The organism is Marinobacter sp. LV10R520-4, assembly GCF_002563815.1.
GTDB lineage: Bacteria > Pseudomonadota > Gammaproteobacteria > Pseudomonadales > Oleiphilaceae > Marinobacter.
Genome location: NZ_PDJM01000001.1, coordinates 3,616,821 through 3,631,610, shown reverse-complemented (window position 1 = coordinate 3,631,610; position 14,790 = coordinate 3,616,821). Strand labels below are relative to the sequence as shown.

The window sequence follows — 14,790 nt, the reverse complement described above, 5'->3', positions numbered from 1 at the left end:
CTACCGGCCTGGCCATACTAGTAAATAATCCTGAATGTAGAGATAGGACTTATTAGATATCATCTTGGTTAAAAAAATATCAGACGGAACACTAGCCAGTAACGGTGGTTTGTCTATTTATTCCTGATCAATAAAATATAAAAGGAGAGTTTTATGAGTGAATGGCACAGAACTGAAATAAAGTGGACGGAGTCAGAAATAGAGCACACAAGACATCAAGTCGATAAGGCTATTGAGGAACTGAGATTTATTACAGAAAAAATTAGCATTTATTTTAAAAACTCAGTTTACATTGATTCTATGCATGTTCCGACTTCACCTAATGTATGTGCATCTCGCGAAGATGGTATTACAGCAATGCCTCCTGAAGTGCTGATCCCTAAAGATGACATACATGTTTTTTATAAACACGATACTTTAGCTTCGTGGTTTGAATCGAGGTTTTCTGAAATAAATAAAAGCATAAGAGAATCAATCATCTATGAGATTATTGATGAAGTAAAAAGCTTGCCTATTGTCGATCCTATATTGCGAGGAAGCTCATATTCAATTTGTAGAAAATTGTTGGCAAAGTTCTTCATAAAAAACTGCAAGGAAGGAGTTATCAATGACGCATCTACCCTTGAAGAAGATTCCCTTCGCCCCTTCGACGAATTCTTATATGTTCGTTTGAACAGAGACGATATTATTAGGGACCTAATTTCAGAATATGAAAAAACACATATGAGATACAGACTATGGGACGATGAATCTATCAACTTGTTAATTCAATTTTTGGTTAAGGGAGATTATGACTGCACGATTTTTGAGGATGGAGCTATAATTGATTTTCTTGGGGATCGATCAGTAACTGAAAATGATTTTATGGAGGCGGTACAAGACGCGATTCTCAATCTACCAATATCTGAACTCACTAACACAGAAGTTTCCTTTCCAGAAGATAGCGATAGGGGTATTATTTTCTCGGAATATGTTCCTGTGGAAAATATGACTAACGAGCAAAAGGAAAACTTGCTTTCTATTTTTTTCGCTAACCTTGACGGTTGATTCGAATTATGTGATAAGGCGTTGGGTCCTAATAGTGTAGTGCTTCAAACAAGCTGATGATTATTAGCTTTCTCACGGGCGTGCACCACTTTTCCCAATATTTCTTCACCGTTTGTGTTCAGACAAATGGTCTGGGTGATTCATTATGGTGCTCAATAAATTCCATAATCTTCTCTTCCAATTCTGCAACTGAAATAAATACACCGCGACGTATCGGTTCACCGGCATAAAACTTCTTTTTATTCATTTTCTCTTAAAGGTTTTGCCAACTTTTCAGAACATGTATGGTTCCATAATTGGCCAGAGCCAGCTCATGACCGATGGCGGGATTGTATCAACCTGATATATTGATCTCTCTCGCGTAACACATGGCCTGCCGGGCAGGTCCACACATCGGTCCACCACCTTAGCGCGTTCCCCGCTTCGCCCACGTTTTCTTCAGCGACGGCGATCTGGTTAAGGGCTTTCCGACATTGCGGACTTTGAATCGCCCCTAGCTTCATAGACACCTCCAGGCCTTATAATCAAGGCACCCAGGAGGTCCAATGAGCAACCCACGTTACACCGAAGAATTCAAAATTGAAGCCGTCAAGCAGGTGGCTGACCTGGGATCGTGGAACAGAAATGATGGGCCACCGTGCATTCTCAATGGCAACCAAGATGGCAGTGTATTTCTGCGACCCGCAGAGCCCGTGGCAGCGCGGTACCAATGAGAATACCAATGGGCTTCTGAGACAGTAATTCCCAAAGGCAGCGGTCTGTCGGATTATTCTCAAGATGAACTAGATCGGTTTGCCGCGAAATTAAATAATCGACCCAGGAAAACGCTGGGCTTTCATACGCCAGCCGATAAGCTGGCAGAGGTGTTACGCTGACCGGTTGAATACGCCACCTTGGTTTTTAGGGGGGATTACCCTCGAACTGGCTTTCCCAATCTTCTTGCGTGATTTTATCGTTATGAAAATTCCAGAAACCTTGGAAACATAGTGGTTGTTCTCTGAAAGAAATGCACGGTGCCCCCCCAGTGAGCTGCTTCGAATCCATATACCGCGCCTTATCGACCCGAAGTGTTTAAATTTAACCTACCAGAGCTTGCGCTCGTGCTTCCCAAAGATAGTCTGCAATTGCAAAAAAAGACTGCCCTTGTGTCCGCATCGCCCAAACACCCACTACCTCGTCACCGACCAGGGCGAAGCCATTGCGACCTATCATGCAGCCAGAAATGCCGAAGGCGTCTATATATTGATCCTTCAAGCGAAGCCGAGATGCAATGTCTTCAGCCTTCGAACAACCCTCAGGATCCATATTATGAAACAGCTGCCCAGGCGTTCTGGGAAAGTCCCCTATCCTGCTACTTAGCAATCCAGCCAAGTTAAACATGAGCAGGTACTTTTCTGATTGCTCGACCGTATAGAGGCTGCGCCACTGGTCAATCTCGGACTTGTATAAGTCGCAAAGTTCCAGATGGGTTAAGTGTTTCTCCAGCCACGCCACAATAGAGTTTGTTCTCTTTTGCTCCCACCCAGCCAGCTCCAACTGTCCCCCCCCCTGCGCACCAAGCGGGAACCACAACGTGGAGAAAATAGGTAACGGGCACCTGTCGCCCATCTCCGAAGGGCCGCTCATAATTAACGTGCGGGTTACCATCAAACCAGCACCGCTTTGCTGCGACTTGAAAACCAGCGTAACCGGGGCCGTGCCCTCCACTGAAGCCATAGACCTCTAAGCCAAATAGGCGGTGGGACTTTTCAAGCAGAAGATAAATAGCCTTGTTAATTTTTCGAGTATTAACCTGTTGGTTATTAGTCATTCAGTAAAACCTTTATAGCGCTAACTGCCGAGTTACTTTTGCTCACCTGCCGCCATCATTTTATCATCCAGCTTCTTAGCTCCCTTCAGCAGTACTCTTCCAACAAACCGGCTAGGTCTTGATGCAAGAACGTTGTATCCCATCTCGACTGCTCCGACCAACGCACGAGCAGTACCTTCTATAGCAACGCCTGCTCCTTCAAACATTGCTTCAACAGCATCTCCACCATTCTCGTGTTTTTTAACTGCGTGATTCAAACCTTCAAGCGTCGCAAAGAATCCCAGCCCTCCAACACCGGCCAAAACAGCGTCCACAGTCGTATCGCCAATATCAACAATCGTTCCTCCAAGGGCCAAACCCACTGCACTATTCAATTCTTCGTTCGTAAACCCAGAATCAATTGAGCCTGTCGCCCACGCCACTTCAGACGTAGCGATTACAGGTATGCCATCCGACACGCTATTTACATAAGCTTCGCTATCGGTCGCTTTTAACTGAAAAGCTGTTCCATCAATGACGACATCGGTACCCGGGTGATTGAAGTGTTCATGGAGCTGACCCCCGGTGTCCGCTGCAACTAGCCGCTCGAAATACGCCCCCTTCGTCAGTGCTGCCAGTCCAGCCAAGCTCTCTGTTGGCAGAAATAATGTTTCCCACCAAATTTCAGAATCAGACATCCCAGCGAACTCACCATTAATGCCCCGAACTGCATCGAAAACGTTAGTTGCCTGGTCGGCATCAAACCAAACGGACACCGGGATTGAGAGCATTGAGAGCCACATTGACTTCCGGAGCACCTCAGAACCAACCGCCGCGTCACCGTCAATCTGACGAATAAACTCGGCCCCTGTCCGTTGAGCCTCATGAACACGATCGATTGCCTGCTCCCGTAGAGTCTCGAAGTGTTTTTCAATGGCGACAAAATCCTGCCCATGTTTTCGTTCGAGCTTGCGAGATATAACGCGAAGATCTGTCAGCAACTTGTCGATTTTTGAAAAGTCCGGCCCGCCACCATATTTCAGTTTATTCCACCATGAAAACTGCTCGTACGCTTGATCCCACTGCTGCTGAAGTTCCTCCCTACGCTTACCTAAAAATTCAGCCGACGCCTTTATTTCAGATCGGGCTTTGAAAATGGGCAAATTGTTTTTCTCCGCCCTCAGAAACGGGTCAATTCTGGAAGTGGCCTTTTGAACACTCGCACTCAACGTCGCGTAAGCCTCATCCGTACGGAGAATCCTGATGCGTTCAGCCAGTCGGGGAAGGTTCGCGTCTAAAAGCTCCTGAACTAATGGGTTCTTTCCCCCTTTCTGACGATGCGCTGTAACAACGTCCTTAATCGATCCAATGCTTGAAGAATTTAAGATTCTTTGAAGCTCTTGATCAGCGGTTTTCGCCTCAGAGAGTAACCATTGTTGGCTGTTGTACTTTCCTGCGTAGACGGCAAAAGCAAACCAAGGCAACAAAGAGAGACAAAACAAAATTTGCCCTTTCGCTAACGAGCCGACAGATAGCTCAAACGGTACAAGCTCATCCGCCCACGCCAGGTATGACAGAATAAAGGCCAAGAAAAACCAGGGTAGCCCCTGCACCGCGGCTCGCTTGCGCTCTTTGGCGACCTCACTCCGAAGTTCAGTTAGATTGCTTCCTACCATCAAGTCGTTTCCTCGTGTTCAATATAATGAGCCTATGCATTACCTTACAGAGGCAGCGTTCCCTGCCCACTTGCATTGTGATCACCACCACCTTCAGGACCTACCGATCTCGACGCCCTAAAGATACTTTCCATAGTTCTGATACCTATACCGTTAACACGAGCAAGCTGATTCAACTGCGCGATATCAGGCCTCTCAATAGCTTCAAGAACCTTGGCCACATATTGCGGCCGAATTCCTGCGAGCCTTGATAGCTCAGATGCATCCTTACTCAACATCCATGCTTTAGTTACAGCAAACAGGTCATCTTTTGCACTCGGGTCATACTGATAAATTTCTATATTGATATCCAAATCTTCGAGGTATCGGCGCATCACAGAGAGACTGTCTTGGGGAGGAATCCCGCCCTTATCGGCCCCTAGCAGCGGGAAGGCGATAGACTCAACGCCTTTATCGCGATACGTGTCCACAAACTTTTCCAGACCGGCTTCAAGAAATTCTATCTTGGAGGGATACTTCCAATGCTTTTTGGTAGGAAAATTCAGAACCCAACGGTCTGACTTGTAAATCCATAGCTTGCCAATCTCAATCTGACCAGCGTCACACAGTTGAACATAGCGTTCAAACATGTCTGGATAACGCAGCCTGCATTCAAGTGCAATGCCCGCCCCCATCACCCCAACACAGTTCACGGTATTAACAATCGTCTGGCAGTTTGACGTGAAAATATTGCCTTTAATTACAATAACGGGCATGAATCACCTGAAATATTTATCCATTGAAATCACTGATCTGATACCTTTTTGAGCCAATCGACCAGATTGGGCAGAAGAAAAACAATGAATAGCAGCAATATGCTTTGGAGCGACAATATTTGGCACTAAAACCTCCGAGCATGCTTTCCTCTTGCCATCCTCAAAGTCTGTCCAAAAATTGGAGTTGAGCACATCCCATGGAAGATACTGCAAAGCAGCGGGAACTATATAAAATTGCGTTCGGTATGAGGCCGCATTTCCATCTGTGACCAATAGATTTCCCCCGTCCAAAGCTTCTAATGAAATCTCAATCAAGCAAATCTCCTTTTGCATCTCCTTGCGCCGATACAACATCGGATTTCGGGGGTTAATGTATAAGGGTACGTAGTCGTGAAGCTTGCGCCCATAATGGGGGTCTGGTCGCGTTCTCCACCTCTGCACATCCGGATCTGAAATATCAACGTGATTAAATGCCTGAAGAGTAGGCGACGTGTGAGGCAGTATTCCATTGCGCATTATGCTGGGCACGTTCCGCTCATGCGTCATATGCCATAAACTTGAAACTCCCCTGTGCTTAAACTCTCGCACTACAGGAGAGTCAGTTTTCGGAACAACCTTAGGTTTTATCGCAGGCGGCTGACTATCCGCGCTATTTGTAGTCGCCGTAGAGACGGCAGGTGCTTTTATATTATTACGACCATTCGTTTTTTTTTGCTCCGATTGCGTATTCCGGCGAACGTGAACGCTCATTCGGGCTGAACGTGAACACCTTTTTTCTTAACGCATCACCCACCGAGGTTTGTACCTCGGGTGTTCATGTTCAGTCAATTTCTTGAAGTCGTTTTCTCATCGATTCTCCATTCAGTGCCCAGCGGTGGGCGTTATGCATCAGCCGGTCCAGAATGGCGTCGGCCAGGGTGTTGTCTCCGATGGCCGCGTACCACTGGTCGGTTGGCAGTTGGCTGATGATCATGGTTGAGTGAGTTCCGTGCCGATCATCCATGATCTCCATCAGGTCATTCCGGTGTGCGGGTGTCAGCACTTCCAGCCCCCAATCGTCCAGGATCAGCAATTCCACTTTGCCCAACTGATTCAGGACTTTCTGGTAAGTGCCGTCGGCCTTGGCCTGAGTCAGTCCCAGAAGTAGCCGAGAGATCCGGTAGTACCGGGTACTGAGGCCGTTCAGACAGGCCTGATGGCCGATGGCACAGCCCAGGTAGGTTTTGCCGCTGCCACAGGGACCGGTGATCAGCAGGTTTTGTCCCCGCTCCAGCCAATCGATTTGAGCCAGTTGCGCCACCTGTGCTTTCTTGAGATTGCGCCGGTGTTGGTAATCGATGTCCTGAACCGAGGCGCGGAGCTTAAAGCGGGCCTGGCGAACCAGGCGATCCTGCTTTCGGTGCTCCCGTGTCTGGAACTCCCGATCGAGTAGCAGTTCCAGGCGTTCGGTGAACGATAGCTCGTCATAGGTGCCTGGCTGGTTTTGTTGATGCTCCAGAGCGGCGGCCATGCCGCCCAGCTTCAGGTCTCGCAGTTGTGTCAGGGTTTTTAGATTGCTCATGACGGTGTCCTAGTGGAAGCTCTTTGGGCCACGGATGTTCTCGTGGTACTGGGGCAACTCGGCGTGCAGGGCCAGTTGTTCCGGCAAGGTATCCCGGTTGCTTTGGAGAATGGCTTTGATGTGTTTCAGTCGGTTCAGACCTTCCCGGTTGGCAAGACGGCAACTGGCGTTCAAGCGCGGGCTGGGATACCCCTTGCTCAGGTTGAGCAACCCGAGACAGACACGATAGGCCTGCTCCGGATGCGCCCGTTCGTCCAACCGGCCACTGACCCAGATCAGCGTGTCTGGCCCGATGTCCCGGGCCCAGTTCTTAAGGCGTCCGGGAGTCCACTGTTGTTGCTTTTGGTGGCGGGTGGGCATGTGTCCTGACTCGGTGGTGATACCGAACTGGTGACTGCGAGGGTGGCTGGCGATCTGCCGCTGCCGGAAGTAGATCTGCACCAGACGCTCACTGGCATGGATATCCACTCGTTCGCCCACATACTGGTGCGGCACCGAGTAGTGATGCTGCTGGAACTCGATGTGGTAATCGATGTTGACCCGGCAACGCCGGATCTCGACGTACTCATAGGGGTGTTTGGGTAGTGCCCTTAGAGCGGGCTGATCGAGCGTCTTGAAGGCTTCCTGCCGGTTCCCCGGAAGTCGTTTGAACGGCCGGCTGTTCAGGTCATCCAGCAGGGACCGGATGCACTGGTTCAGGTCGGCCAACGTGAAGAAGGTGTGGTGGCGTAATCGGGCCAGGATCCAGCGCTCAACGATTTGTACGCCCACTTCCGCCTTGGATTTATCCTTGGGCTTGTAGGGCCGTGCCGGCAGAACCGCGACCTGATAGTGCGCCGCCAGTTGTTGGTAACTGGGGTTCAGATCCGGATCGTACCGACAGGCTTTGCTGACACCGCTACGGAGATTATCGGGGATTACCATCTCCGGAATGCCACAGAAGAATTCAAAGGTGCGCACGTGACTCAGCAACCAGTCCTGCAATCCCTGGCTCCAGGTGGCTTCCGCGTAGGCGTAATTAGAGGCCCCCAGCACGGCGACAAACACCTGAGCCGTGCGGATTTCGCCGGTTTGCGGGTTGATGATGGGTACGGTGGGGCCGCAATAATCCACGAAGCACTTTTCACCGGCCTTGTGAATCTGGCGCATGGAGCGCTTTTGCTGCTTTTGCCAGTGCCGGAAGCGGTCACAGTATTGAGAGTAGCTGTAACACCGGTTGGGGTATTGAGCGGTGTATTCCTCCCACAGCAACTGTTTGGTGACGTCTTTGCGCTTGAGTTCCTGATAAACCGTCGTCCAGTCAGGCACCTGATAGCGTGAAGATGAGGCGGGATCGGAGCCGGGATAGAACATGGCCGCCAGGCGGCCATCGTCCAGATCCTCTGGCAATGGCCAGGCAATCTCTAAGGCATTGGCCCGAGATAAGAGCTTCTGGATAGCTCCGACACTGGTCTTGGTGCTGGCGCTGATCTGTCGGATCGAGAGCCCGGCTTCCAGCCGCAGACGAAGTACTTCTCTGATTTTACGCATTGGCATTCTCTTAGCTGGCATAGCCCTGATCCCCAAAAAAGGAACCAGAGTAGCAAGCGGTTGAATAAACAATGCGTTAAGAAAGATTCCGGTCGAACGTGAACACCGATTCCGGCAATGTGAACGCGGATTCCGGCATCATGAACACCGATTCCGGTAAATCACCAAAAGTGTTCATCTTCAGCCGGAATGGCTGTTCACGTTGAACCAGAATAGGTGTTCACGTTCGTCCGGAATGGGTGTTCATGATGGGCCGGAATATGCACCGATGCTTCTTTCTGTTCGTTTGCCTCGCTTAGGATACAGTTGGCCTCCTTAATTTGCCGCTCCAGCTCTAGCCTGTCCTTTTCTTTTTCATAGGCACTGCCTCGCTCAATTGGGCGAGGGCGGTCACCTTTTTTTGCAGACTTTCCAGACTCAATGATCAGCCCGATAATGACGATACCAACAATTATCCAGAACACTTATAGCAAATCCTTTGACTGTATTTTTTGAATCTGTGCACGACCACACATGCAGTTGCCCGCCGCAGGCCTTCTCGTTATGTATAAACCGACCTATAACGCCCGGTAATAACCCCGAATCGTCTCTGCCATCAGCTTACGCCGCGCCTCAAGAAATTCCTGATAATTGTCGGCAGAGACTTCATGGATTAACGCTGGAATGGCGTTCTCGGCAAGGTTGGCTTCTAAGTCAGCCTGATGCGTGATTTCACCGATCTTCAGCTCCCCGATTTCAATTTGCTGGGCAATCCGAGCCATGTATTCCGTTGGCGGGTGATCCTTGATGGTAATGTTGATTGGCGTTTCAGTGAGGGCAAAATTGGCAATCTGGTTATAGTCACCCTCTTTGGGGTAGCCGTGCTTGATCAGGTGATTTTTAGGCACAATGTGGTGCATGTCGCCATGCCCCTCAATCATCTGCGCGACATTGATCGACTTGGACAGAAAACCGCGTGCGCCCTTCCTCACAAGTGCTGCCAAAAAAATCTGAAATGCAGGGCTGCGCTTGCTCGGTGACACTAGCTCTTGAAGCAAGGCAACATCCCAGAAGCCTTCACTTAGTTCAGCCGCTTCTATGTTGAGCAAATACTCGGCAGCTCCCAGCTCCTCAATGCGTCGCAGATCCTTCTCCCAAGTCGATTCAAAACTACCCACCGCGCGACCGGTAAGCAAGGTCATCACAAACCAGCGTTTAACGATCTGCGACCGCTGGCCTTCGGACAGATGTTCATTGTCACGCAGGCGCAAATATAAGGCGTAAGCGAAGTTCAATGCGTTTTTTGATCCAATCATGCTTGAGTCGATAAAGCCTGCTGACTTGATCATCATCACAAAGCGTTCAACGTGAGTCTTGCGCACTATTTGATCAAGCGCATGGCCAAACCGGGCAAAGGCATCGGGAATACGGCTTTCATCAATCTTGCGAGTTTGCGGATCCAACCCTGAAAGCTCACTGACAATCGCCCCAGCCTTGCCGCGGCTGAACCCAACCAGACCCGCAATTCGGATAACATCCGTGTACTCCGGCTGAAACAGCTCGTCAGATTGGTTTTGCAGCCACTGAATCTTGGCGAGGTGACCTGAGGCGGTAAACTCCTCATCGTTCTCGCTAATGTCCTTGAAGGCGTGACCCGATACCGACAGGTGGCAAAAGTAGTCAATCAACTTGCGCAGGTTGCGCCCCTCATCGCCGTAGGTAGCGATTTTGCTCATCACAAAGTCCGCACTCGACAGGGGCACGCCTTTAGCGTTGATGCGGACAAAGATTTCAGCCACCGTATCCACATCAAGATTGTCCGCCAGAGAAATCACACCAACCTGGGCGTGCTCTATGCCTGCAAGCTTCGCCACCGCGGCCTCGACTTGGCCCTCATCAGCGTCAGGGTTTTTATCGAAATACTTCCGCAAAAACGTCAGTTGGCTGGCTCCCGAGAAGAACTCGCTGATATCGTGAATCCATTGGCTACTTTTACCTATGGCCGGGGTCCGTGTCGCGAATTCCTCAGTCAAAGGGTTAAATGAAATGGCGATACGCTTATTTTCATAACGCTTGCCGACCACGGGCTGGCCGGCGATCGCTGCACGCAGCGCCGTAACCCGTTGCTGGCCGTCAATCAGAATTTGCTGATGCGCAGCCACCTGGCCACCTTTGAGCTTGGCGCCAACTGATTGCCAGGTGATCAGGTAGCCAACCGGGTAGCCGTGGTAAAGGGAGTCCATCAGGTCGCGGACTTGGGAGGTTTTCCATACGAACGGGCGTTGAAGCTCCGGTATTGCGATCTTGTCACTGCGCACATCCGCCAGTACCTGACTGACTGCGGTTTGCTTAACTTCGTACTTCGCCATACTTTTTATATCCCTAACCTAGAGCGCCTTTGGGGAACTAGAACGCGTGAACGCACGGTAGCATTGCTGTCAAATCGCGACCGCAGGTTCGGCCAAGACCTCTCGAAACTTATCTGCCATGCCTATTCAACTCAAAAATTCGACTCGCGTAACAACTTTTAAAACCGTCTTTGAGAATGCATTCCGAGGAGTTACTCAACCATTGCCTCTGTTCATCCATCAAAGTCGTAGAATCATCAGCTCGCTCTCCAAAGTTCACACTCACGAAATTGCACTTGGATGAAACACTGGCCTAAAACCACTATTAAAAACATTCACCACGGAGCGCGGAGTCAAAACATCGACAGTTTCCGGTAGATCTTCTCTTTCTGCGGCTGAATAACCCTCAAAGCCCCACTTCACCATTTTCTGATCACACACTGCATAGCTGTCGTCACCAACTCTGAACATCGTTCCGTGGGGCAGATTCGCCAGGGAATGGCGCCAAAGAACTTTTTGATCACCATCGATCCGCTGAGCGTGAAGAACCTCATCCAGTTGAGGGGCCCTAACAACGGTGTCGCCCTCCCAGCTGTTGGCGTCACTCCAGGCATCGCGAAATTCATTGTAACGAGCTCGCCTGCACTCTGCGCAGGGCCGATGTCCGGCCGCGAACGCAGTTACCTCATCAAGAAAGAACAGCTCGGTGTATGCGTTGGGCGACATTAGCTCCCGCTGCCTTCCCTTAAATTCGAGAAGGCAGGTAATCCACGCCTTGGCTTTGAACTGCCGTTTGAGCTCTTTGTTGGCGTTGTGAAGCACACCGCGGTTACCCATGAAGGTACCTCGTGAGCGACTGCTTTTTATTATCCCATCTGGGCACACGCGATTTTGTAATGGCATGAAATACAGATTCCATTCTTATTTCTGATTAATTTAAAACCCCGACATTAATGTACCAGACTTGCCCGTCGCCCCACTCTATCACCTGCCGGTACCCATAGAGGCCAACAGGCAACGCCACAAACATCAGGCGAATCTAAACCGCATGTTCTTCGTTCAATGGGCAACTTGCCAGTCGCCCCAATCCATTCGCCATGTCCTCAATTTGGCTCCGCCATACCAAGCTGTTTAGCCACCGCGAGGGTATGCTGGCTTCGCCCCAGGCCGCACCCGCGATCTGTCCCGTAACCGCCCCCACCGTGTCGGCATCGTCTCCCAGATTCACCGCTGTAATGAGTGCGGTTTCAAAGTCCTCCGAGTGGTAACAGCACCAGAGTGCAGCCTCCAGGGTATCGATCACGTAGCCACTTGATGAGACCTGCTCGCGCCCAAGCGTGCGAAAAAACCCGCGCTTGATTCGGCCAATTTTCATACCTCGCTCGCAAGTGTCAGGCAGATTTTCAAGCACCGCTTTCAACACCTTACCCTCGCGCAGCTCCCAGAGAATGGCACCCAGTAACTCCGCCGCATCCAGGCAATCTGCACTGGCATGTGTTGTGCGGCTGCTATTAATCAAATGCTCCAACGCCTTAGCGCGGTCCGCACTCGCAAAAATGGCGGGCGCCAGGCGCATGATTCCACCGTTGCCGCTCTCAAACGGGTTATCCGTGCCGGCATAACTCACACGAGTTTGCTCAAAACGTTTTAAGGCGTTGCGAGTGGTACCGCCAATATCGATGCAGCAGCCGTGGCACGACAAATACCCTTCGTTCATCCAACGAAGATAGCGTTCAAGCTGGTCTTTCGAGTCAAACCCCTGGCACTGAACTAGGCTCTGTGCCAGGCACAAAGCCATAGAGGTATCATCCGTCCACTCGCCCGGCTTTACATTGAATGCGCCACCGCCGGTCATTTCCGTATGCAGCGGGAAAGTATCCCGGCGTCGAAACTCGACGGTGGTCCCCAGCGCGTCGCCACAAGCCAAACCCAGCAGCGTACTTTTCGCAAATTCGGTGTTGTTTTTCATTTGCCGTCTCCTTGATGATGGAAACAGCCTATACACTCTATGCGTCACATTTTGTCGCAACCGGCTATGATAATGAATTGCACAGTGACATCACCCAAACAACCGGAAAACCCATGACCCTGAACGATCGCGCACTCGGTGGACTGTTAGCACTGGCTTGTGGAGATGCTCTGGCCAACGGCGTTGAATTCAGTCCCCGTGGAAGCGCTGAAATCACAGATATGCACAGCACCCGCCGTTACCTTCCGGTCGGCCAGTGGTCTGACGATACGGGACTGGCGTTGTGCCTGGGAGAAAGCCTGGTTGAGACAAACCGCTTAGATCCCGCCGATCAAATGCGCCGTTACGAGGGGTTTTACGATCGCAAAGAAGGTTGGCCGTGTGAGCTGGCACTCACCCCGGGCAACACCCTTGGTGCAGCACTGAACAAATTCAAAGACACCGGTGAAGCCTTCTCGGGGTCCACTCACCCCCTGGCGGCAGGGAACGGCGGTTTGATGCGTCTTCTTCCCGCTGTGCTCGCCGCGCACCCGCACACGGCACTTGTCCGCCTTTGGGCGCGGGAATCCACGCGCACCACACATGGCGCCCAAGAGTGTCTGGAAGCCAGTGAATTGCTCGCCCTTATCCTTCAGCACTTACTCCTTGGCGAGGACAAATCCGACGCGCTGTCGGCAGCGGCTGACCAAACCTGGCAAAGCAAAAAGATCATGGCATTAGCCCGAGGCGAATACCTCAACAAACCGGAGACGCTGATCAAAGCCAAAAGTTATGTGGTCGACACCTTGGAAGCCGCCCTTTGGTGTTTCGCATCAACCAGCTCGTTGGAATCCGCGTTACTCACCGCCGCCAACCTTGGCGACGATTGCGATACCGTCGCCGCCGTAACAGGCCAGTTAGCTGGGTGCCATTATGGCATCGACGGAATTCCCGAAGGCTGGCTAAACGTGTTGGTGGGCAAACGTCGCATAGAAACGTTGGCCAAGCGGTTAATCGGCATGACGCCTCAAAGCGAATAACGACAGGGAATGCATTGTACCCATGGCGACTCAGCTTCAACGGCAAATTGAAATACTTAAAACTCTCCCTCGCCCGGGCCAGGCGAAGTCCACTAAAGAAATCCACAAAATCCTCGGGGACCGCGGCTACGCCGCCAGCAAACGCAGCGTGGAGCGGGATCTGGCCAGCCTTCTCGATACGTTCCCGCAAGCCGTTTATTGTGAAGACAATCAGGGCGATAACGGGCGAGCAAGTTACTGGCATTTAACAAGCCTTAAAGGCCTGTTGCCGGAAACACTGATCAACAACAGCGACGCGGCTTTAGCCCTAACCCTGCTAAAACAGCAGGCCTACAACCGATTACCCCGCGGCGTTTATAACCGCCTCGACTCCCTTTGGGAACAAGCAACCGCAACGGCCGCTCAAAACCGCGAGACTCAACAGTGGATGCAGCTGATCCAGTACCTGCCTGACCCAATGCGCCCGGAGTCCCCGCCCATTGATGCAGAGGCACAAAGCATTATCGAAGACGCGCTTAGGGACACCGATGCACTAGACCTGACAGTCACAACGCTGAATGGCGAAACAACCTACCGCAAACTTCAGCCATTGCGTCTGCTGTTACAGGAAGAAGTTCTGTATCTACTCGCCGAAAATCCCGACGCCAACGCCATCGACGACAGCATTCAGCTGATCCCGCTGCACCGTATTACCCAAGCAAGCGCCAGTCTGAGCTTTAACGACAGCTCACTGGAGCCGGATCTTGCGCAGCAGTTCGTGCTGGGTATGGAGGGCTCGTTTCGGTTAGTCATACGCGCAAATCAGCCCCTGGCCGAGGCCTTGTTCAACCGCCCCATTGGCCGGGAGCAGAACCTGGAACGGAGCAGCGACAGCCCGAGCCATTACATCGTCACCACCTTTATAGAAGACAGCCCGCAGCTACGCCGATGGTTGTCGCGGCGAATAGAAACAGAGCTTGAAATTCTGGAGCCAGCGGGATTTTTGAAGCAAAGCTGACCAGGCGCGGGTTGTAGAACGTGCTCTTCAGTGCATTTACCGCTCAAACTCAAATCGGCCAAGCGTTGCGACACAATCTGTCGCAAACATCCGCTATGATCGTTTTGTTCTTTGAAGAGC

At 51.1% G+C, this 14,790-nt stretch carries 13 protein-coding genes and 1 pseudogene; 4 read left to right on the top strand and 10 right to left on the bottom strand.

All coding sequences use genetic code 11. The features are described 5' to 3' along the window. The first annotated feature begins 153 nt into the window (after nucleotides 1-153). Nucleotides 154-1,047 (top strand): hypothetical protein, encoded by an 894-nt coding sequence (locus tag ATG98_RS17505; protein ID WP_098423986.1) that lies wholly within the window; start codon nucleotides 154-156, stop codon nucleotides 1,045-1,047. A gap of 600 nt (nucleotides 1,048-1,647) precedes the next feature. Then, nucleotides 1,648-1,922, top strand: a pseudogene (locus tag ATG98_RS22515) (IS30 family transposase); the annotation flags it as partial. Between the two features lie 202 nt (nucleotides 1,923-2,124). Here ATG98_RS22515 and ATG98_RS17490 read toward each other — a convergent pair. From ATG98_RS17490 to ATG98_RS17445, 10 genes are all read right to left on the bottom strand, one after another. Beyond that, nucleotides 2,125-2,763, bottom strand: a complete 639-nt coding sequence (locus ATG98_RS17490) for a hypothetical protein (RefSeq protein ID WP_098423984.1) — start codon at nucleotides 2,761-2,763, stop codon at nucleotides 2,125-2,127. A gap of 126 nt (nucleotides 2,764-2,889) precedes the next feature. After that, nucleotides 2,890-4,512, bottom strand: coding sequence for a hypothetical protein (locus tag ATG98_RS17485; RefSeq protein WP_098423983.1), 1,623 nt, complete (start codon nucleotides 4,510-4,512; stop codon nucleotides 2,890-2,892). Nucleotides 4,513-4,556: 44 nt separating this feature from the next. Then, complete coding sequence (locus ATG98_RS17480) at nucleotides 4,557-5,267, bottom strand: macro domain-containing protein (RefSeq protein ID WP_098423982.1); 711 nt, start codon at nucleotides 5,265-5,267, stop codon at nucleotides 4,557-4,559. A 3-nt stretch (nucleotides 5,268-5,270) separates the two neighbouring features. Beyond that, on the bottom strand, nucleotides 5,271-5,813 hold the full coding sequence (locus tag ATG98_RS17475; protein WP_228706280.1) for a DUF4433 domain-containing protein: 543 nt from the start codon (nucleotides 5,811-5,813) through the stop codon (nucleotides 5,271-5,273). Between the two features lie 274 nt (nucleotides 5,814-6,087). Further along, complete coding sequence (gene istB, locus ATG98_RS17470) at nucleotides 6,088-6,828, bottom strand: IS21-like element helper ATPase IstB (protein WP_098423980.1); 741 nt, start codon at nucleotides 6,826-6,828, stop codon at nucleotides 6,088-6,090. A gap of 9 nt (nucleotides 6,829-6,837) precedes the next feature. Next, entirely contained in the window at nucleotides 6,838-8,379 is a 1,542-nt protein-coding gene (gene istA / locus ATG98_RS17465; protein ID WP_098423979.1) for an IS21 family transposase, read from the bottom strand. A 176-nt stretch (nucleotides 8,380-8,555) separates the two neighbouring features. Beyond that, nucleotides 8,556-8,822, bottom strand: a complete 267-nt coding sequence (locus ATG98_RS17460; protein ID WP_098423978.1) for a hypothetical protein — start codon at nucleotides 8,820-8,822, stop codon at nucleotides 8,556-8,558. A gap of 93 nt (nucleotides 8,823-8,915) precedes the next feature. Then, a complete protein-coding gene (locus tag ATG98_RS17455; RefSeq protein ID WP_098423977.1) occupies nucleotides 8,916-10,706 on the bottom strand; it encodes a GmrSD restriction endonuclease domain-containing protein in 1,791 nt (596 codons plus the stop codon). Between the two features lie 261 nt (nucleotides 10,707-10,967). Continuing rightward, the gene (locus ATG98_RS17450; RefSeq protein ID WP_098423976.1) at nucleotides 10,968-11,588 is read right to left on the bottom strand and encodes a hypothetical protein; all 621 of its coding nucleotides are present in this window, start codon (nucleotides 11,586-11,588) and stop codon (nucleotides 10,968-10,970) included. Between the two features lie 136 nt (nucleotides 11,589-11,724). Further along, nucleotides 11,725-12,654: an ADP-ribosylglycohydrolase family protein gene (locus ATG98_RS17445; RefSeq protein WP_098423975.1), complete on the bottom strand. Its 930-nt coding sequence runs from the start codon at nucleotides 12,652-12,654 to the stop codon at nucleotides 11,725-11,727. A 113-nt stretch (nucleotides 12,655-12,767) separates the two neighbouring features. On the opposite strand from ATG98_RS17445, the gene ATG98_RS17440 reads away from it, so the two are divergent. Then, the gene (locus tag ATG98_RS17440; RefSeq protein ID WP_179888196.1) at nucleotides 12,768-13,673 is read left to right on the top strand and encodes an ADP-ribosylglycohydrolase family protein; all 906 of its coding nucleotides are present in this window, start codon (nucleotides 12,768-12,770) and stop codon (nucleotides 13,671-13,673) included. A 22-nt stretch (nucleotides 13,674-13,695) separates the two neighbouring features. Continuing rightward, complete coding sequence (locus tag ATG98_RS17435; RefSeq protein WP_098423974.1) at nucleotides 13,696-14,670, top strand: helix-turn-helix transcriptional regulator; 975 nt, start codon at nucleotides 13,696-13,698, stop codon at nucleotides 14,668-14,670. The last annotated feature ends 120 nt before the right edge of the window (nucleotides 14,671-14,790 follow it).